Consider the following 18766-nt stretch of genomic DNA (forward strand, 5'->3'; position numbering starts at 1 on the left):
GATCGGCACGCGCGTGCGATCGGTACGCCCCGAGGAGCCCGCGTGAGTCAGCCCCGCCGCCCCCGCCGTCACCGCGGGTGGAGTCTCCTCGCCCTGCCGGTCCTGCTGGGCACGCTCGCCGCCTGCTCCGGCGGTCCGGTCTCCGGTGCCTCCGGCGGCGGCCCCGCCACGACGGCGAAGGGCGGCTCCTCGGCCGCTGCCACGCCGACCCCGACCGGCCCTCCGGGAACCCTCTTCGACAGCTTCCGCTACACCGGCCCCGCCGATCCCGCGCTCACCGCGCACGGCTGGGAGGTCCGCACCGGCGAGGGCGGCCCGGGGGTCAAGGACACCTGGTCGGAGGCCGGCGCGAGCTTCCCCGCCGACACCACCGCCCAGGGCGGCCGGACCCTCCAGCTGCGGGCCACCACCGACGGCACCGCGAAGGGCACCAAGCAGGTCGAGGTCCAGACCACCACCGCCAAGCTCTTCAACGGCACCTTCGCCGCCAGGATCTACCTGAGCGACAAGCCGGCCGCCGGCAAGAACGGTGACCACGTCGTCCAGTCCTACTTCCCGATCTCCTCCTCCGACGACTCTCCGAACTACAGCGAGCTCGACTTCGAGTACATGCCGAACGGCGGCTGGGGCAACCCGGGCCCTCAGCTCGACACCACCAGCTGGTTCAAGGCCGACCCGGTGGACCGCGTCACCAAGCCGCACAAGCAGCGGCTCGAGGGCTGGCACCTCATGATGGTCACCGCCGTGAACGGGAAGGCCACGTACTCCATGGACGGCAAGGAGCTGTTCACCAGCACCGGGAACTACGTGCCGCGCGAGAAGATGAACGTCCACTTCAGCAACTGGTTCGTCGACCTGCTGCCCTCGCTCGGCGGACAGCGCGCCTGGGACCTGAAGGTCAACTGGTTCTACTACAAGGACGCCGCGGCCGTCTCCTACGCGGACGTCCAGAAGACCGTGGACGGCTTCTACGCCGCCGGCACCGACTTCGTGGACACCCTGCCCAAGTCCTGAGGCTGCCCGGGCAGTTCGCCCTCGAACGCGGCGGCCACCGCGAGGCTGTCCTCGTAGACGTGGTGACGGATGATCAGACCCGCCTCCACGGTGAGGTGCAGGGCGGAGCGGGCCCGGTAGGGGCGGCCGGTGGCGCGGCGCCGGATCCACGGCCTGGCGGGTCGGCCGTGCTCGGCGGCGGGCCACGAGAGCTTCCAGTCGCCGCGCTCGGCGTAGAGCTCCGCGATCCGCTCGGGGTCGCCCGCGCCGATCCGGCGCAGCAGCTCCTCGGCCACGACTCGGGTGCCGGGGAAGGAAGTTGACGGCATGGCGGGTCTCCCTGCCTCGGTGCCGCGACCGGGCTGGTGCGGCGTTGCCGTCATTCTGTCCGGCGTCCGGCGCTCCGCGCGATCACCTCCGGGGTAAGGCTCAGTCCAGGTAGGCGCGGAGCTGGGCGGTGAAGGCGTGGGCGCGCAGCCGGCTGAGGGTCTTGGCCTCGATCTGGCGGATGCGCTCGCGGGTGACGCCGAAGAGGTGGCCGATCTCCTCCAGGGTGCGGGGGTGCCCGTCGTCCAGGCCGTAGCGGAGCCGGACGACCTGGCGCTCGCGCTCGCCGAGGGTGTCCAGGACGGCGACGAGGTGCTGGCGCAGCAGGAGGAAGGCGGCGGTCTCGACGGGTGAGGCGGCGTCGGCGTCCTCGATCAGGTCGCCGAGGGCCACCTCGTCCTCCTCGCCGACGGGGGTGTGCAGCGAGACCGGCTCCTGGGCCAGCCGCAGGATCTCCAGCACCCGGGCCTCGGTCAGCTCCAGCGCCGCGCCCACCTCGGCCGCGCTGGGCACCGTACCGCGCTCCTGGAGCATGGTGCGCTGCACCCTGATCACCCGGTTGATCAGCTCGACCACGTGCACAGGCACCCGGATGGTGCGGGCCTGGTCGGCCAGCGCCCGGCTCATCGCCTGCCGGATCCACCAGGTGGCGTAGGTGGAGAACTTGTAGCCGCGCGCGTAGTCGAACTTCTCGACTGCGCGGATCAGCCCGAGGTTCCCCTCCTGGACCAGGTCGAGCAGGGTGAGGCCCCGGCCGACGTACCGCTTGGCGACCGAGACCACCAGGCGGAGGTTGGCCTCGATCAGGCGGCGCTTGGCGCGGCGGCCGAGCCGTACCAGGACGGCCAGCTCGACGGTCAGCCGCTCGTCCAACCCGCCCTGCTGCAGCGCCTGTTCGGCGAAGAGGCCGGCCTCGATCTGGCGGGCCAGCTCGACCTCCTCGACGGCGGTGAGCAGCCGGATCCGGCCGATCTCGCGCAGGTACTGCCGCAGCAGGTCGGCGGCCGGCCCGGCGGCCTCGTCCAGCGCGGCGGCGGGCACGGGCCTGGCATCCGCCACTTCGGCGAACTCCGCCACCTCGACGGCCGGTTGCGCAGCGGAGAGCTCCACGGGCGTCCTCCCTCGGCGGTGCACGGCCGTGGGGGAGGCCGTGCCACAAGGGTTGGGATACCCAGGTCGGCGCCCGGGGATTCGGATGACTGTGACTCAGGTCACTCCGCAGTGCCCCGGGTGCCGTCAGAGGCCGGCGGCGCCGAGGGTCTTCAGCCGGTCCTTGTACTGCTGGAGGGCGAACAGCTCGCTCTGCACGGCGTTGAGCTCCTCCGGGGTGCCGCGGCGGTCGAGCCGCTGGAGGTGGCTGCGAACCTCAGTGATCCGGCGGTCCACCGCCTGGAGGCGGAGCTTGACCAGGAACTCCCCCGCGTAGATGGTGTCGGCGGCCCGCCGGGTGCGGATCGGCTCCACCGTCAACTCGGTGACCAGGGAGCGCACTTGGTCGTCGGGACAGGCCTCCCGGACGACCGCGGTGAAGTCCGACAGGGTGGCCCCGTAGGCCGCGCCGCCGGCGACCCTGATGGCCTGCCGGACGGCGGTGTACGGCGGGGTGGTGAACTCGTCGTCGCCGTAGTTGTCGAAGGCCGGGCTGACCAGGTCCGGGTGCTGGAGGGCGAGCTTGAGCAGCTCGCGCTCCACGAACTGGGCCGGGTCGCGCGGGTCCAAGCGGTAGGCGGGGCGGGCCGGCCGGTCCGGGACGGATGCGGCGGCCGGGGTGCCGGGGCGGCGCAGCTGGCGGTTCCCGTTCTGCTGGTTCTCCCGCTGCCAGCGGGCGAGTTGGGAGATCCGCCGGATCACGAACTGCTCGTCGAGGATGCCCAGCATGCCGGCCAGCCGGACGGCGTACTCGTGCTGGATCGAGCGGTCCTTGATCTTGGTGATGATCGCCGAGGCCTCCTCCAGCGCCGCGGCCCGCCCCTCGGGGCTGTCCACCCGGTGCCGGTCGACGGCCGAGCGGAGCGCGAACTCGAAGAGCGGCACCGGATTGTCGATCAGCTCGCGGACCGCCTCGTCGCCCTTGGCCAGGCGGAGTTCGCACGGGTCCATGCCGCCCGGGGTGATGGCGATCGAGGTGCGGGCGGCGAACTTCTGGTCGTCCTCGAAGGCCCGCAGCGCGGCCTTCTGGCCGGCGGCGTCGCCGTCGAAGGTGAAGACCGTCTCCCCCCGGTAGGTGGAGGTGTCCATCAGCAGCCGGCGGATGATCTTGATGTGGTCCTCGGCGAACGCGGTGCCGCAGGTGGCCACCGCCGAGGTGACGCCCGCCAGGTGACAGGCCATCACATCGGTGTAGCCCTCAACCACCACCGCCCGGCCGGACTTGGCGATCTCCTTCTTCGCCAGGTCGATGCCGTAGAGCACGTTGGACTTCTTGTAGATCGGCGTCTCGGGGGTGTTCAGGTACTTCGGCCCGTTGTCGTCCTCGCGCAGCCGCCGGGCGCCGAAGCCGATCACCTCGCCGCCGCTGTCCCGGATCGGCCAGACCAGCCGGCCCCGGAAGCGGTCGATCAGGCCGCCGCGCTGGCCCTGCGAGGCCAGGCCGCCGAGCAGGATCTCCTTGTCGGAGAAGCCCTTGCCGCGCAGGTAGCGGACCAGGTGCTCCCAGCCGACCGGGGCGTAGCCGACCCCGAAGTGCTTGGCGGCCTCGGCGTCGAAGCCGCGCTCGGCCAGGAAACTGCGGCCGATCTCGGCCTCCGGCGACTCCAGTTGCTCCTGGTACCAGGCGGCGGCCACCTTGTGCGCCTCGACCAGGCGGGTGCGCTCGCCCTGCTGCTGGCGGGGCGAGTAGCCGCCCTCCTCGTACCGCAGTGTGATCCCGGCCTGGGCGGCCATCCGCTCGACGGCCTCGGCGAACGAGAAGTGCTCGATCTTCATCAGGAAGGTGATCGTGTCGCCGCTCTCGCCACAGCCGAAGCAGTGGAACACGCCCTTGCCCGGGTGTACGTAGAAGGAGGCGGACTTCTCGTCGTGGAACGGGCAGACGCCCTTGAGCTGGCTGCCGCCCCCGTTGGTCAGCTGGACGTAGTCGTTGACGACCGCGTCGATGGGCAGCGCCTCGCGCACCCGCTGTACGTCTTCATCCCTGATCCGGCCTGCCACCCCGGAAGTCTACGTCGCCTTCGACTCGGCCAGGCGGGAGTGCAGGGCGAGGGCCGAGGCGTCGGTGAGGGTGGCGATCTGGTCGATCACCGCGCGCAGGGCGGCCCGGTCGTCCTCGGCCTCCTCGTACAGGGCGGCGAAGACCGGGTCCAGCCCGTACGGGGCGGTGCGGGCCAGGGTGTCGGCCAGCTCGGCGATCACGATCCGCTGGCGGGCGCGGAGCTGGGCCTGCTCGTCACGCTGCATCACGTACCGGACGGCGACGGCCTTGAGCACCGCGACCTCGACCCGGACCTCCTGAGGGACCACCAGCTCGGCGGCGTAGCGGGTGAGCCGGCCCGGGCCGTAGCGGGCCCGGGTGGCCTGCTCGGCGGCCAGGCAGAACCGGCCGATCAGCTGGCTGGTGAGGTCCTTGAGCCCGGCCCTGGCCCGGGCCGAACCGTCGTAGCCGCGCGGCCACCACTCCTCGGCCAGCAGCCTGTCCAGCGCGGCGCCGAACTCCTCGGGCTCCGCCTCGGCGTACCGGTCGGCGATCTTGAACAGCTCGGACCGCTCCTCGGCGGAGCGCAGCGCGGCCGGGTCGACGTGCCCGGCCTGGATGCCGTCCTCCACGTCGTGGGTGGAGTACGCCACGTCGTCGGACCAGTCCATCACGGTGGCCTCGAAGCACTTGCGCAGCTCGGGCGCACCGGTGCGCAGCCAGCGGAAGACCGGGAGGTCGTCGGCGTAGACGCCGAACTTGGTGGAGCCCGGGTCGGTGGGGTGGGCGCCGTGCGGCCAGGGGTACTTGGTGGCGGCGTCCAGCGCGGCCCGGGTGAGGTTGAGGCCGACGCCGTGGCCCGGGCGGGGGGCCAGCACGGAGACGGGCTCACCGAGCGGGGCGAAGCGCTTGGGCTCCAGGCGGGTCAGGATGCGGAGCGACTGCGCGTTCCCCTCGAAGCCGCCGCAGCTGCGGGCGGCCTGGTCGAGCGCCTCCTCGCCGGTGTGGCCGAACGGCGGGTGGCCGATGTCGTGGGCCAGGCAGCCCGTCTCCACCAGATCCGGGTCGCACCCGAGGGCCGCGCCCAACTCCCGCCCCACCTGGGCACATTCGAGCGAGTGGGTGAGCCTGGTCCGCGGGAAGTCACTGCGCATCGGGGCCACCACCTGGGTGGTGCCGGCCAGCCGGCGCAGCGCTGCGGAGTGCAGCACCCGCGCCCGGTCTCGCTGGAACGCCGTCCGGCCCGGCCGCTTGTCCGGCTCGGGCACCCAACGGGCTTCGGCTGCGGGGTCGTACGCGGTGTCGTCCATATGGAAGTACCGTACGCCGGACAGCCGACATTCCCTCAGCACCACACAAGAACGCGCACCGAACGACGGGCGGACGCCGCCCGGCGCCGGGCGGTCCTCACCGTCCGACGGCCACCGCGGCCCGGACCACCGACTGGTACCGCGCCAGCACCAGCTCGGCCATGCCCGGGTGGGCGCCCAGCGGGGCCGAGGTGATCCACGGGGCCGCTGCCGCGGCGAGGCGGGCGAAGTCGCCCGGGGCGGTGAAGTACGAGGCGACCGCGATCCGTTGGTGTCCCTCGGCGGTGAGGCGGGCGACCGCCTCGGTCACGCTCGGGCCGCCCGCGGCGACGGTGCCGACCCGGACCGGGACACCGAGCCGGGCGGCGAGCAGGGCCGCCTGGGCCTCGGTGTCGGTGGCGGCGTCCGGATCCCGGGAACCGGCCGAGGCGAGCACCACCGCGTCCCCCTCCGGGCCCCAGCCGGCCTCCCGCAGCCGGGCGTCGAGCACCTCCGTGAGCCGCGCGTCCGGCCCCAGCGGAGCCGTCACCACCCCGGTCACCTGCGGCGCGGACGCCAGCAGCGCGGGCAGGTCCACCTTGACGTGGTACCCCCGGCTGAGCAGCAGCGGCACCAGGACGGCCGGCCCGCGCAGCCGGTCGAGCACCTCGGGCAGCAGCGGCGCGTTCAGTCCCAAGTGGGCCGGTCGGACGTCGAGTTCGGGCCGGCGGGCACGCAGCAGCGCGGCCAGCCGGTGGATCTCGGCCAGCGTCTCCGGATCCCGCGAGCCGTGGGCCGCCAGCACCAGGGCCGGGCGGCGGGCGGCGTGCAGCACCCGGACGGCGGCCGGGCCGGTGGTGGAGGTCGTCGTCATGGGCCCAGCCTGCCCGGCACCTGTTTCACCCCGGGCCCTCCCGGATCAACCCGTCGTTAACCGGAGCTCACAGCGCGCCGCCCCGGCCGTGACCCACCGGCCCAAGGGCGCCGCCCTGACCCGCCGTCAGCAGGATCTCCAGCAGGGCGTCCGGAGCGTCCCGCATCAGGTTGTGGCCCGAGTCGACCGCGTGGGTGCGCCACTGCGGGTCGGCGGTGAGGCGCTCGTAGGTGGGGGCGAACGGGGACGGGGTGGGCCAGCCGGTGGCGTAGACGTAGTCGCGGGTCCGGAAGCGGTCCAGGTCCCCTTCCAGGCGGACGGCCTGGAGCAGGGAGGCGAGCGGGTGCGGGGTGGCGCGGGGGTCGAAGAACGGGAGCGGGGCGCTGGTCAGCCCGTCGGCGCCGACGCCGCCGAGGTACCACTCGCGCTCGTTGTCGGTGACCAGGGACCAGCAGGAGTCCCCGTCGGCGGGGAGCAGCCCGTCGAGGTACACCAGGCCGGAGATCCGCTCCGGCACCTGGTCGGCCGCGCCGGTGATCACCATGCCGCCGTAGCTGTGGCCGACCAGCACCACCTCCTCCAGCTGCTCCTCCTCGATCAGGTTGGCCACGTCGGCGATGTGGGTGTCCAGGTTGACCGAGGCGTTGAGCAGGTGACGGCGGCTGCCGACACCGGTGAGGGTGACGGGGTAGGCGTGGTGCCCGGCCGCGCGCAGCGCGCGGGCCAGCGGCTCGAAGGTCCAGGCACCGTGCCAGGCACCGGGGACGAGGACGTAGGTGGTCATGCGGAGAACACTCCTGATGAGGGGTCGGGTCGGTCTAGAGCGGCGCGTTCGCGCCGAACATCGGGTCGTCGGCCTCCGCCGCGAGGGCTTCGCGGTGGTGCCGCAGCGTCCCGCGGGTCTCCTCGTCGGTCTCGGTCCGCCAGGCCCGTTCGAGCGCGGCGGCGTGGTGCGGTGCTCCGCAGTCGACGGCGTAGACCAGCTCCAGGCCGGCCCGCCGCACCGCCGGCTCGGGGTGGTCGAGCAGCGCGTAGTACGCCGGGCGCCCCGCCAGCAGGGCGGCCCTGACGCGCTCCAGCATCCCGGCGTTCCCCGCCGCCGCCTCCGACTCGTCGGGCTCCGCCAGGGCGATCTCCCGGAGCAGGTCGGCCGCCTCGGCGGCGGCTTCGGCGGTGAACAAACCGGCGGACGAACCCGTGGACGGGGCGCAGAGCGCGGTGAGGAACGGGACGACGTACTCGGCCGCCTCGGAGTACCGGTCGCCGCGGCCGCCGAAGTACTCGTGCGCGACGTCCAGCGCGGCGCCCCAGATGTCCGTGCTGCCCTCCTCCCCCGCGGCCATCGCCCGGAGGGCGGCCGGGATGTTCCCGGCGTCGAAGCCCGGGCCGGGCACCCGCAGGCCCGCCCAGGGGATGTCGTCCAGTCCGTCGAGCGTCGTCGTCATGCCGTGCAGGCTACGGCCGGGCGCCGACGGTCAGGACGATCTTGCCGGAGGTCCGCCCGCTCTGGCTGAGCTCGTGCGCCTCCGCGACGCGCTCCAGCGGGAGTTCAGCGCTCACCGAGGGCCGCAGCAGCCCCGCCCCGGCCAGCGCGGCCAGCTCCCGCAGTCCGGCCTGGTCCGCCTCGACGGCCATGAAGCCGGCCCGCAGGCCGAGCGCGGCGGCCTGCTCGGCCAGGTACTGCTCGGCCGGGGAGGCCAGCGAGACCAGGATGCCGCCCGGCCGCAGCACCTTGAGCGAGCGCGGCCCGTACTCGCCGCCGACCGGGTCGACCACCACGTCCACCGGCTCCACCACCGTCTCGAAGTCGACGGCGGTGTAGTCCACCACCTCGTCCGCGCCGAGGCCGCGCAGGAACTCGTGCTTGGCGGCCCGGGCGGTGCCGATCACGTACGCGCCGCGGGCCTTGGCGATCTGCACCGCGAGGTGGCCGACCCCGCCCGCCGCCGCGTGCACCAGCACCCGCTGCCCGGGCTCCACGGCGGCGGTGTCCACCAGCGCCTGCCAGGCCGTCATGCCGACCAGCGGCACGGCCGCCGCCTGAACGTGCGTCAGCGCGTCCGGCTTGCGCACCAGGTGGCGGGCGGGGGCGGTGACGTACTCGGCGTACGTCCCGGCCGGGGCGGGGTGGCGCGGCATCCCGAAGACCTCGTCGCCGACGGCCAGCGTGGTGACGCCGATGCCGACCGCCTCGACCACGCCGGAGACGTCCCAGCCCAGCGGCACGATCCGGCCGCCCAGCCCGCCGCTGCTCCGGTGCCAGATGTCGGTCGGGTTGACCGAGGTGGCCCGCACCCGCACCAGCACCTCCGCCACACCGGGCTCCGGCCGCTCGGCCGCCACCAGCTTGAGCACCTCGGGGCCGCCGAACTCGTCCTGGCTGATCGCACGCATCGTCATCTCTCCTGCTCGGAAGGGGTGTTCGGCGGACCGTCCGGCCGCCTGACACCAAGATCCCGCAGCCGGCCGCGCCGGACGAGTGGCAAGATTGCCGATATCTGAAAGGATCTCGCCATGCACCGTGTGGTCACCCTCGCCCTGGACGGCGTCTACCCCTTCGAACTCTCCATCCCCAACCGCATCTTCGGCGTGGCCGCGGCCCCCGACGGCACCCCGCTCTACGAGGTGGTGACCTGCTCGCTGGACGGCGGGCCGGTGCGCACCGATGCCGACTTCACGGTGGGGGTGCCGCACGGCGCCGAGGCGATCCGGACCGCTGACACCCTGGTCATCCCGCCCTTCACCCCCTGCGAGAGCCCTGCCGAACAGGACTGGCTGCCACGGGAGTTGGCGCAGGCACTGAAGCTGCTGCGGCCCGGGGCACGGATCGTGTCGATCTGCACCGCCGCCTACGTGCTGGCCGCCGCCGGGCTGCTGGACGACCTCCCCGCGACCACCCACTGGAACGAGGCCGACGAATTCCAGCGGGCCTTCCCCCAGGTGCGGGTGGACGCCAACGTGCTCTTCGTGGACGGCGGGCAGGTGCTCACCGCCGCCGGTTCGGCGGCCGGGATCGACCTCTGCCTCCACCTGATCCGGCGCGACCACGGCAGCGAGGTGGCCAACCGGGTGGCCCGGCTCTGCGTGGTGCCGCCCTGGCGGGAGGGCGGGCAGGCCCAGTACATCGAGCGGCCGATGCCCGAACCGGAGGCCGCCACCACGGCCGCGACCAGGGTCTGGGCCCTGGCCCACCTCGACCGGCCGCTCCCGCTGGCCGAGTTGGCCGCGCACGCCCGGATGAGCGTGCGCACCTTCTGCCGCCGCTTCAAGGACGAGACCGGCCTGCCGCCGGGCCAGTGGCTGATCCAGCAGCGGGTGGACCACGCCCGCCGCCTGCTGGAGACCACCGGACTCCCGGTCGACCAGGTCGCCCACCTGGCCGGCTTCGGCACCGCCGTCTCCCTCCGCCAACACCTGGCCGCCACCATCGGCGTCGCCCCCCTCGCCTACCGCCACGCCTTCCGGACCCCGGCGGCCACGCAGTAGCCTGCTGCGGGCCCCGCCCAGGGGCCGGTGACGGGGGGCGGGAACGGATGCGGTCTCAGACCGAGTACAACATGCGGCTCATGGCGGAGCTCCGCGAGCGGGTCCTGGAGGCCCTTCCGGGCGAGGAGTTGGAGGCCGGCACCTACGCCCGGCAGGGGCCGGGCCTGCTGGTCAGCGCCCCGCTGATGCGCGGCTCGCACTTCCTGGCGCTCACCGAGCACCACCTGCTGCTCCACCGGGCCGGGGCCCTCAGCCGCATCCCGGGGGCGGCCGTCCAACTGGTCCCCCGCGGGCAGGCCCGGGCCGTCCTGCTGGAGGCCCGGGCCGGGCTGCTCTCCCCCACCTTCGTGCTGCAGTTCCCCGGGCAGCCCGCGCCGCTGCGGTTCGACGTGCCGCCGTTCTGGCGCTTCGAGGCGCTTCAGCTCTTCGACGCACTGGGCCTGCCGTCCCGGACTCGCTGACCCCGGCCACCGGCCGGGGCTCACACCGCCCCTCCACCGCCGCTGAGACCGAAGTTCCGGCCGTGAAACAGCGCTGCTCCCACCGGGAAACACCCGCGAATCAAGCTCGGACCCAGAGCTCGCAGGGCACGAACCACGGAGGGACCCACCGATGACCACCACCAAGCCGACCGTCGTCCTGGTCGGATACGGCATGGTCGGCCACCGCTTCCTGGAAGCCCTGGCCGACAACGGCGCCGCCGACCGCTTCCGGGTCGTCGTGCTCGCCGAGGAGCCCCGGCACGCCTACGACCGCGTCGCCCTCACCTCGTACTTCTCCGGGAAGACCCCGGAGGACCTCCTGCTCGGCGAGCCCGGCTTCCTCGACACCCACGGCTTCGAGGTCCACCTGGACTCCCCCGTCACCGCGGTCGACCGCGCCGGACGGACCGTCACCACCGCCGCCGGGCACACCGTCGCCTACGACACCCTGGTGCTGGCCACCGGCTCCTACCCCTTCGTCCCGCCGGTGGAGGGCAAGGACTCCGAGGGCTGCTTCGTCTACCGCACCATCGAGGACCTGCACGCCATCGAGGCCTACGCGGCCGGCGCCAAGGTCGGCGCGGTGGTCGGCGGCGGGCTGCTCGGCCTGGAGGCGGCCGGGGCGCTCAAGGGCCTGGGCCTGGAGACCCACGTGGTGGAGTTCGCCCCGCGCCTGATGCCCGTCCAGGTGGACGAGGGCGGCGGCGAGGCACTGCGCCGCACCGTCGAGGACATGGGCGTCGTCGTGCACACCGGCGTCGGCACCAGCGCCATCCTGTCCGCCGACGGCGCCGCCAACGGGATGACCTTCACCGACGGCTCGTCGATCGCCACCGACCTGGTGGTCTTCTCGGCCGGCATCCGCCCCCGCGACCAGCTGGCCAGGGACTGCGGCCTGACGGTCGGTGAGCGCGGCGGCATCGCGGTGGACGCCCTCTGCCGCACCTCCGACGAGCGGGTCTACGCGATCGGCGAGTGCGCCCTCGCGGTGGACGGCCGGGTCTACGGCCTGGTCGCCCCCGGCTACGAGATGGCCACCAGCGTGGCGCACCAGCTGGCCGGGCAGGCCGCGAAGGAGTTCACCGGCGCCGACCTCTCCACCAAGCTCAAGCTGCTCGGGGTGGACGTGGCCAGCTTCGGCGACGCCTTCGGCACCACCCCCGGCGCGCTGGACGTGGTCTACTCCGACGCCCGCTCCGGCATCTACAAGAAGCTGGTGGTCACCTCCGAGGGCGCCCTGCTCGGCGGCATCCTGGTCGGCGACGCCGAGGCCTACTCCTCGCTCCGCCCGCTGGCCGGCACCGGCAACCCGCTGCCCGTCCCGGCCGAGTCGCTGGTCCTCCCGGCCGGCGCGGGCGCCGCGGTCTCGCTCGGCAGCTCCGCACTGCCCGACGACGCGGTGGTCTGCAGCTGTCACAACGTCACCAAGGGCACCGTCCGGGCCGCGGTGACGGACCACCAGTGCACCACCGTCCCCGAGGTGAAGAAGTGCACCAAGGCGGGCACCGGCTGCGGCTCCTGCGTCAAGCTGCTCGGCAACCTGCTCAACGACGAGCTGGAGGCCGCCGGCGTGGTGGTCGACAAGGGCCTGTGCCCCTGCTTCGCCCACACCCGCGCCGAGCTGTACGAGATCGTCCGGGTCAAGCGGATCCCGACCCACCGTCAGCTGCTGGCCGAGCACGGCCGCCTGACGGACGCCGAGGGCTGCGAGGTCTGCAAGCCCACGGTGGCCTCCATCATCGCCACCCTGGCCCCCGAGCTGGCCGCCTCCGGCTACGTGCTGGACGGCGAGCAGGCCGCCCTCCAGGACACCAACGACCACTTCCTGGCCAACCTCCAGAAGAACGGCTCCTACTCGATCGTCCCGCGCGTCCCCGGCGGCGAGATCACCCCCGAGAAGCTGATCGTGATCGGCGAGGTGGCCCGGGACTTCGGGCTCTACACCAAGATCACCGGCGGTCAGCGGATCGACATGTTCGGCGCCCGGGTGGACCAGCTCCCCGAGATCTGGCACCGCCTGGTGGCGGCCGGCTTCGAGTCCGGCCACGCGTACGGGAAGTCCCTGCGCACCGTGAAGTCCTGCGTGGGCTCCACCTGGTGCCGCTACGGCGTGCAGGACTCGGTCGGCATGGCGATCCAGCTGGAGCTGCGCTACCGGGGCCTGCGCTCCCCGCACAAGTTCAAGTCCGGGGTCTCCGGCTGCGCCCGCGAGTGCGCCGAGGCACAGGCCAAGGACTTCGGCGTGATCGCCACCGCCAACGGGTGGAACCTCTACGTCGGCGGCAACGGCGGCGCGATCCCCCGGCACGCCGACCTGCTGGCCCAGGACCTCGACGACGAGACCCTGATCCGCTACGTCGACCGCTTCCTGATGTTCTACATCCGCACCGCCGACCGGCTGGAGCGCACCTCCACCTGGCTGGACCGGATCGAGGGCGGCCTCGACCACGTCCGCGACGTGGTGGTGCACGACTCGCTCGGCATCGCGGCCGACCTGGAGGCGCTGATGGCCCATCACGTCGCCGACTACCAGGACGAGTGGGCCGCCACCCTGGCCGACCCGGAGCGGCTCTCCCGCTTCGTCTCCTTCGTGAACGCCCCCGGTGTGCCCGACCCGAGCGTCCGGTTCACCGCCGAGCGCGACCAGGTCAAGCCCGACCTGGAGATCCTCGCCACCCCGGAGCAGCTGCTCGCCAAGCTCTCCGCCGACCTGCTGGAGGTCCGATGACCACCGCCCTCGCCACCGCCCGGGTCGAACTGCAGACCCCCGACGGCTGGTTCCCGGTCTGCGACCGGGCCGCCCTCACCGCCGGCCGCGGCGTCGCCGTCCTGCTCCCCGACGGCAGCCAGGCCGCCGTCTTCACGGACCGTCAGGGCCGGGTCTACGCCCTGGCCAACCGGGACCCGTTCACCGGCGCCTACGTGCTCTCCCGAGGCCTGCTGGGCTCCACCCCGGAGGGCAGGGTCTACGTCGCCTCGCCGCTCCTCAAGCAGCGCTTCGACCTCGCCACCGGCGAGTGCCTGGACGACGACACCGTCACCGTCACCGTCCACCCCACCCGGGTCGCCTGACCCGCCGTCAAGACCCCGGTGGCCGCAGTCACAGCCCTGATCTGCGGCCACCGGCTCTCTTGCTCACCGAAGCCTCGCGCGGGCTCAGCGCACGGCGGCGAGCACCGCGTCGGCCATGCCCCGCTCGCCCGCCGCGTTCGGGTGGAGCGGAGAGAGCCCGTCGGCCGGATCCAGCGGCTCCACCCAGCGGGCCGCCGGCCCCGCGCACATGTCGCGCCCCGGGGCCGTGGTGGGGACGTAGGCGGCCCCGCCCGCCTCGGTGCGGCGGCGCAGCTCGCCCGCCAGCTCCCGCTGCTTCTCGGTGAGGTACGCCACGTCGGCGGCCGTCACCCCGGGCAGGGTCTGCGCGCAGCGGGCCGGATCGGCCGGGAACAGCTCCGGGTACCCGACCACCAGCACCCGGGCCTGCGGCGCCCGCCGCTTCAGCTCGGCCAGTGCCGTGCCGACCTTCTCGCCGGCCGCCGCGATCCGCCCGGAGACCTCGTCCGCCCCGCCCTTGGCGGTGAACTCGGCCCGGCAGCCCCGGCCGGTGAAGCTGGCCAGGCCGCAGCGGGTCAGCACCTCCATGAACCCGGCGTCGTTGGCCCCGATCCCCAGGGTGACCAGCCGCGTCCCGGGCGAGAGCGCGTCGAACTGCGCCGGGTTGACCCCGCCCTTCACCTTCTGCGGGGCCGTCAGGTCCGGTGTCCGGGCCGAGCTGCAGCTGACGTCGGCGAACTCGGCCGCCCCCAGCTCCTTCGCCACCAGCGCCGGGTAGTTGACCCCGGAGCGGAAGCACCCGGCCGGGTCACCGCCCTGCGGCGGCACGCCCAGGCCCGAGGTGTACGAGTCCCCCATCGCCACGTACCGCCCCACCGGGGCGGCCGGGGTGCCCTCGGCCGAGGAGGCGCCGGCCCCGCCCGCCGTGCATCCGGTGAGCAGGACCGGGACGAGCAGTACGGGGGCCGCCAGTGCCCCGGGCCGGCTGCGCCGCAAGCCGCTACTCCCCGCCGCGCTCGTGCTCGGCGAGGAACTCCTCGAACCGGCGGCCGAGTTCGTCCGCCGAGGGCAGCTCGGCCGCCTCGGCGAGCAGGCTGTCCCGGCCCTCCGCCCCGGCCACCGCGTCGTACTGGCTCTCCATCCCCCGGATGGCCGCGGCGAGTTCGCCGTCCCCCTGGGAGAGCTGCTCCTCGATGTCGGCGTAGACCTCACCGACCCGGTCCCGCAGCTCGGTGCCGGGGAGCACCAGGCCGGTGGCGGACTGCACCGCCTCCAGGATCAGCACGGCCGCCGCCGGGTAGGGCGAGCGGGCCACGTAGTGCGGCACGTGCACCGCGAAGCCGAGCACCTCCTGCCCGGACTCGGCCAGCCGGTACTCCACCAGCGCCTGGGCGCTGCCCGGGACCTGGGCCTGGTCGAACCACTTGGGGTACCCGGCGGCCAGGTCCAGCCTGTTCCCGTGCGGGGTGAGGCCGACCGGGCGGGTGTGCGGCACGCCCATCGGGATGCCGTGGAAGTCGACCGCCAGGCGCACCTCGAAGCGGACCGCCAACTCCCGGACGGCAGCGGCGAAGAGCTCCCACTCGGTGTCCGGCTCCGGGCCGGTGAACAGCAGGAAGGGGGTGCCGACGGAGTCGTGGACCAGCTGGAGCAGCAGCTCCGGCGGGTCGTAGTCGGTCCACTTCTCGCGGTCGAAGGTCATCGCGGGGCGGCGCGCCCGGTAGTCCACCAGGCGGTCGTGGTCGAAGCGGGCGACCACCTGCGGGGAGCCCTGCTCCAGCAGGTGGGTGACCACCTGGCCGCCGGCCTCACCGGCGTCCATGAAGCCCTCGAAGTGGTACAGCAGCACCAGCCCGACACCGTCCGGGCCGATGGCGGCACCGGCGGCGGCCAGCGCGTCCACGCCCTGCTGCTCCAGCGTGTACAGCTCCTTGGGATCCCGCACCGCGCACCCAACCCCGTTCGTGTCGTCGTATCCGTCTACCCGCTCAGTCCAGCACACCCGGCAGCCCCGGCATTCCCACTCTGCCGACCCCCCGGCCCCCGTGCTGGGCGAACGCGCCAGAATCATCGCATCCCGGCAGGAAACCGCAGGTGGGGGGCGTGCCGGACGGCCCGTCGGATGGAGTACGGCGGGCGACCTGACAGCACGCGCCACGGATGACGCGCCGTGAAGTGACGCATTGCCTCCGGGCGGGTATCGTCCTCTCGCTGCCTCGCATCGCCGCGTCGTCGCCACGGTCGTCTGTCACGCCGTCGGTCCGGCCCGGATACGCTGCGGGCAGACACCCCCACTGCACCTTGCCTTCACTTGGCCGCCTGTTTCTCTTCGCGCACTCTCAACTCTTTCGGCCATCTCGCGGACGCACACTGTCCCCTCGCTCATCCCCGCCGGACCGGTCCGTTGATCCGAGTCCGTTCCGGCACCGCGCTGCCCGGACACGGGCCGTCGCCACCCCTGCACTCACGACCGCCGGCGTTCCCGGCTACGCAGAAGTGACCGACGGGCCCGGCTTTCCGGGGCGAAACGTCCCGCCCGAGTGCCGCACCACGGTGCCCGGGCTCCTACGACAGCCGAAGGACCGAAGGTTCCGTGCCCGTACCCGTCACCCTCATCGGCCGCACCGTGCGGCTGGAGCCCCTCGCCGAGCACCACGCCGCGGCCCTTGCCGAGGCCGGCGCCGAGGACCGTACGACCTACGCCTTCACACCCGTCCCGCACGGCCTCGAAGCCGCCCGGGAGTACATCGCGCGCGCCCTGGCCGACCAGGCGGCGGGCCGCTCGGTGCCGTTCGCGACCGTCGCGGTGGCGGACAACCGGGTGGTGGGCTCGACCCGCTTCCAGGAGCTCGACTACTGGCAGGGCCCGGTGGTCTGGCCGCCCACCCCGGGCGTGCCGGTCGGCGATCCGCTGCACGCCGTGCCGGACGCCGCCGAGATCGGTGCCACCTGGCTGTCCGCCAAGGCGCAGGGCACCGGGATCAACACCGAGGCCAAGCTGCTGATGCTCCGTCACGCCTTCGAACACTGGAGCGTGCAGCGGATCTCGCTCCGGGCGGACGCCCGGAACCTGCGCTCGCGCACAGCGATCGAACGCCTCGGCGCCACCTGCGAGGGCGTGCGGCGCGCCCACTCGCGCGGCCTGGACGGCGTGGTCCGCTCGACCGCCTTCTACTCGATCCTGGACGAGGAGTGGCCCGCCGTGCGGGACATCATCGAGCTCCGGATCGCCGCCGCCACCTCGCCGAGCGCGCCGGACCGGGCACTCCCGCAGGAGTGCCTCGGCGCCGGCACGACGCTGCTCTCGGCCTGACGGCCCGTCGGCTCGCGGGGTCAGCGCCCCGCGAGCCGGGCGCGGACCCGGTCGCGGGTCTTGGCGGGGAGCTCCTCGACGCCCACCAGCCGGGGCAGCAGCGCCGGTTCGGTGGTCAGCGCGCGGAAGGTCTCGGCCACGGTCAGGTCGTGCGCCGGGCGGTGCTCCACCGTGACGGCGTCCCCGGCCCGGATCTCGCCGGGCTCCAGCACCCGCAGGTAGGCCCCGGGCAGCGCGCGCTGGGTGAAGCGCTTCACCCAGCCCTGCTCCTCCAGCCAGTCGGCGAAGGTGGAGCAGGGGATCCGGGGCACCGTCACCTCCAGCAGCAGCCGCTCGCCGACCCGCCAGCGCTCGCCGATCAGGGCGCCGTCGACCTCCAGTCCGCTGGTGGTCAGGTTCTCGCCGAAGCAGCCGTCGGGGAGCTCCCGGCCGAGCTCGGCGGCCCAGGCGTCCAGGGTCTCCCCGGCGTAGGCGTAGACGGCCTGGACGGCGCCGCCGTGGTGGGCGGTGTCGAAGATCGCGTCCCCGGACAGGCCGGAGCCGCCCTCACCGGGGGCGGTGACCAGCACCGCGAGGCCGGTGGGGCGCTTGTCGATTCCGGTGCTGCCCGCCTCCGGCTTGGCCGGGTTGGGGCGCGGGCGGGCGAGGTTGAGGGAGCGTAGATGAGCCATGTGGCGCAGCGTACGACCCCCTCCCGCGCGCCCGCACCCCCGTTTCAGAGCGCCGGCAGCACCCCGGCCAGCACCCCGGCCGGGTCCCTGAGGACGGCCCGGCCCGGGTCCGTCTCCACCATCGCCGCCACCGGCCGGAAGCCACCGCCGCGCACCGGCCGCACCAGCACGGCGAAGAGAGCGTCCCCCTCCCTCACCAGGTGCAGCACGCCGTCCCGGGTGTAGCGGTACCAGTCACCGGGCCGCTGCTCGCGGGACCTGACGCGCCGCCAGTCCTCCGCCGTCCACTCCAGCTCCGGGAAGGCGACCGGCTCCGGCCGCAGCATCGCCCGCCCGCGCGGGCCGGCCACGCCGCCCGGCTCGGGGGTGGCCCAGTCCGGCAGGGGCTCGGCGGCGGCCAGCCAGGCGGCCGGGATGCCCGCCGCCCCGGTGTGCGCGGCCACCACGCCGCCGACGATGGCGGCGGTGGTGTCCACGTCCCCACCGGCCGAGACGGTCTCCCAGAGGGCTGCCGGGTAGTCACCGAGGTTGCGGGCGGCGGCCCAGAGGGCGAACGGGACGGTGTCGGCGGCGCTCACCAGCCTGCCGTTGCCGAGCAGCCGGGCGGCCGTCCGGTGGTCGGCCTCCCCCAGCAGCGTCACGGCCTCGGCGATCCCGCGCCGCACCGCCCCGTCCGGGGTGAGCGCCAGCACGTCGCCGAGCAGACCCTCCGGCGTGGTCGGCTCGGTCCGGGCCCGCACGGCGTACGCGGCCGCCACCGCGACGGCCACCGCCCCGGCCACGGCCTGCGGGTGGGTGTGGGTGATCACGGCCGTAGCGGCGGCGGGCTCCACCGCCCGCGCCGGATCCTCCGCGTACGCGGCGCCCAGCGGGGCCACCCGCATCGCGGCGCCGTTGCCGTACGAGCCCTGGCCGTCGAAGAGCGCGGCGGCCAACCGCCGGGCGTCACCGCCCTCGCGGACGAGGCGGAGCAGGCGGTTGGCGGCAGGCCCGTAGCCGCGGTCGAAGTCGTGGCGGTGGGCGAAGGCGTGGGTGAGGTCGAAGGTGTCGACCTCACCCCGCTCGCTCAGGGCCGCGTGCACCGAGCAGGCCATCTCGGTGTCGTCCGTCCACGGCCAGGGGCCGGGCGGGAGTTGACGTCGGGTCAGGT

17 protein-coding genes and 1 pseudogene are annotated in these 18766 nt (G+C 73.9%); 6 read left to right on the forward strand and 12 right to left on the reverse strand.

Features of this window, described 5'->3' with window-relative positions:
* Positions 1–42 precede the first annotated feature (42 nt).
* Positions 43–1014: a glycoside hydrolase family 16 protein gene (locus ACZ6ZR_RS22705; protein WP_465645000.1), complete on the forward strand. Its 972-nt coding sequence runs from the start codon at positions 43–45 to the stop codon at positions 1012–1014.
* Here ACZ6ZR_RS22705 and ACZ6ZR_RS22710 read toward each other — a convergent pair.
* From ACZ6ZR_RS22710 to ACZ6ZR_RS22745, 8 genes are all read right to left on the reverse strand, one after another.
* Positions 969–1322, reverse strand: coding sequence for a nuclear transport factor 2 family protein (locus ACZ6ZR_RS22710; protein ID WP_465645002.1), 354 nt, complete (start codon positions 1320–1322; stop codon positions 969–971). The two genes, ACZ6ZR_RS22705 and ACZ6ZR_RS22710, sit on opposite strands and share 46 nt — an antisense overlap.
* Before the next feature lie 100 nt (positions 1323–1422).
* Positions 1423–2517, reverse strand: coding sequence for an RNA polymerase sigma factor (locus ACZ6ZR_RS22715; protein WP_465645059.1), 1095 nt, complete (start codon positions 2515–2517; stop codon positions 1423–1425).
* 39 nt (positions 2518–2556) lie between these two features.
* A complete protein-coding gene (gene dnaG, locus ACZ6ZR_RS22720; RefSeq protein ID WP_465645004.1) occupies positions 2557–4470 on the reverse strand; it encodes a DNA primase in 1914 nt (637 codons plus the stop codon).
* Positions 4471–4479: 9 nt separating this feature from the next.
* The gene (locus tag ACZ6ZR_RS22725; protein ID WP_465645006.1) at positions 4480–5760 is read right to left on the reverse strand and encodes a deoxyguanosinetriphosphate triphosphohydrolase; all 1281 of its coding nucleotides are present in this window, start codon (positions 5758–5760) and stop codon (positions 4480–4482) included.
* 97 nt (positions 5761–5857) lie between these two features.
* A complete protein-coding gene (locus tag ACZ6ZR_RS22730) occupies positions 5858–6613 on the reverse strand; it encodes a sirohydrochlorin chelatase (RefSeq protein ID WP_465645007.1) in 756 nt (251 codons plus the stop codon).
* A 67-nt stretch (positions 6614–6680) separates the two neighbouring features.
* Complete coding sequence (locus tag ACZ6ZR_RS22735) at positions 6681–7397, reverse strand: alpha/beta fold hydrolase (RefSeq protein ID WP_465645009.1); 717 nt, start codon at positions 7395–7397, stop codon at positions 6681–6683.
* Positions 7398–7431: 34 nt separating this feature from the next.
* Positions 7432–8058: a hypothetical protein gene (locus tag ACZ6ZR_RS22740; protein WP_465645011.1), complete on the reverse strand. Its 627-nt coding sequence runs from the start codon at positions 8056–8058 to the stop codon at positions 7432–7434.
* Positions 8059–8068: 10 nt separating this feature from the next.
* Positions 8069–9007 (reverse strand): NADP-dependent oxidoreductase, encoded by a 939-nt coding sequence (locus tag ACZ6ZR_RS22745; RefSeq protein ID WP_465645013.1) that lies wholly within the window; start codon positions 9005–9007, stop codon positions 8069–8071.
* A gap of 120 nt (positions 9008–9127) precedes the next feature.
* On the opposite strand from ACZ6ZR_RS22745, the gene ACZ6ZR_RS22750 reads away from it, so the two are divergent.
* The 4 genes from ACZ6ZR_RS22750 to nirD all read left to right on the forward strand — a co-directional run bounded on the left by ACZ6ZR_RS22750 (position 9128) and on the right by nirD (position 13653).
* A complete protein-coding gene (locus tag ACZ6ZR_RS22750; RefSeq protein ID WP_465645015.1) occupies positions 9128–10099 on the forward strand; it encodes a GlxA family transcriptional regulator in 972 nt (323 codons plus the stop codon).
* Positions 10100–10179: 80 nt separating this feature from the next.
* Positions 10180–10560, forward strand: coding sequence for a hypothetical protein (locus ACZ6ZR_RS22755; protein WP_465645017.1), 381 nt, complete (start codon positions 10180–10182; stop codon positions 10558–10560).
* Between the two features lie 151 nt (positions 10561–10711).
* The gene (gene nirB / locus ACZ6ZR_RS22760) at positions 10712–13309 is read left to right on the forward strand and encodes a nitrite reductase large subunit NirB (protein ID WP_465645019.1); all 2598 of its coding nucleotides are present in this window, start codon (positions 10712–10714) and stop codon (positions 13307–13309) included.
* Positions 13306–13653 (forward strand): nitrite reductase small subunit NirD, encoded by a 348-nt coding sequence (gene nirD / locus ACZ6ZR_RS22765; protein ID WP_465645021.1) that lies wholly within the window; start codon positions 13306–13308, stop codon positions 13651–13653. The genes nirB and nirD overlap by 4 nt, the downstream gene beginning before the upstream one ends.
* 84 nt (positions 13654–13737) lie before the next feature.
* Here nirD and ACZ6ZR_RS22770 read toward each other — a convergent pair whose 3' ends face one another.
* Together ACZ6ZR_RS22770 and ACZ6ZR_RS22775 are read right to left on the reverse strand one after the other, a co-directional pair.
* Positions 13738–14628: an SGNH/GDSL hydrolase family protein gene (locus tag ACZ6ZR_RS22770; protein WP_465645023.1), complete on the reverse strand. Its 891-nt coding sequence runs from the start codon at positions 14626–14628 to the stop codon at positions 13738–13740.
* Positions 14629–14632: 4 nt separating this feature from the next.
* Positions 14633–15577, reverse strand: coding sequence for a proteasome assembly chaperone family protein (locus tag ACZ6ZR_RS22775; protein ID WP_465645025.1), 945 nt, complete (start codon positions 15575–15577; stop codon positions 14633–14635).
* 648 nt (positions 15578–16225) lie between these two features.
* On the opposite strand from ACZ6ZR_RS22775, the gene ACZ6ZR_RS22780 reads away from it, so the two are divergent.
* On the forward strand, positions 16226–16945 hold the full coding sequence (locus tag ACZ6ZR_RS22780; protein WP_465645027.1) for a GNAT family N-acetyltransferase: 720 nt from the start codon (positions 16226–16228) through the stop codon (positions 16943–16945).
* A gap of 20 nt (positions 16946–16965) precedes the next feature.
* On the opposite strand, the gene ACZ6ZR_RS22785 is transcribed toward ACZ6ZR_RS22780, so the two are convergent.
* Positions 16966–17616: an MOSC domain-containing protein gene (locus tag ACZ6ZR_RS22785; RefSeq protein WP_465645029.1), complete on the reverse strand. Its 651-nt coding sequence runs from the start codon at positions 17614–17616 to the stop codon at positions 16966–16968.
* A gap of 368 nt (positions 17617–17984) precedes the next feature.
* Positions 17985–18764: pseudogene (locus ACZ6ZR_RS22790) on the reverse strand (ADP-ribosylglycohydrolase family protein); the annotation flags it as partial.
* Between the last annotated feature and the right edge of the window lie 2 nt (positions 18765–18766).

This window comes from Kitasatospora sp. NPDC088742 (assembly GCF_055584905.1).

Bases quoted from the DNA above. Each gene is read 5' to 3' on its own strand.
- ACZ6ZR_RS22710 (WP_465645002.1), bottom strand. From the start codon at position 1,322: ATGCCGTCAACTTCCTTCCCCGGCACCCGAGTCGTGGCCGAGGAGCTG.
- ACZ6ZR_RS22725 (WP_465645006.1), bottom strand. From the start codon at position 5,760: ATGGACGACACCGCGTACGACCCCGCAGCCGAAGCCCGTTGGGTGCCC.
- ACZ6ZR_RS22730 (WP_465645007.1), bottom strand. From the start codon at position 6,613: ATGACGACGACCTCCACCACCGGCCCGGCCGCCGTCCGGGTGCTGCAC.
- ACZ6ZR_RS22735 (WP_465645009.1), bottom strand. From the start codon at position 7,397: ATGACCACCTACGTCCTCGTCCCCGGTGCCTGGCACGGTGCCTGGACC.
- ACZ6ZR_RS22740 (WP_465645011.1), bottom strand. From the start codon at position 8,058: ATGACGACGACGCTCGACGGACTGGACGACATCCCCTGGGCGGGCCTG.
- ACZ6ZR_RS22745 (WP_465645013.1), bottom strand. From the start codon at position 9,007: ATGCGTGCGATCAGCCAGGACGAGTTCGGCGGCCCCGAGGTGCTCAAG.
- ACZ6ZR_RS22750 (WP_465645015.1), top strand. From the start codon at position 9,128: ATGCACCGTGTGGTCACCCTCGCCCTGGACGGCGTCTACCCCTTCGAA.
- ACZ6ZR_RS22755 (WP_465645017.1), top strand. From the start codon at position 10,180: ATGGCGGAGCTCCGCGAGCGGGTCCTGGAGGCCCTTCCGGGCGAGGAG.
- nirB (WP_465645019.1), top strand. From the start codon at position 10,712: ATGACCACCACCAAGCCGACCGTCGTCCTGGTCGGATACGGCATGGTC.
- nirD (WP_465645021.1), top strand. From the start codon at position 13,306: ATGACCACCGCCCTCGCCACCGCCCGGGTCGAACTGCAGACCCCCGAC.
- ACZ6ZR_RS22785 (WP_465645029.1), bottom strand. From the start codon at position 17,616: ATGGCTCATCTACGCTCCCTCAACCTCGCCCGCCCGCGCCCCAACCCG.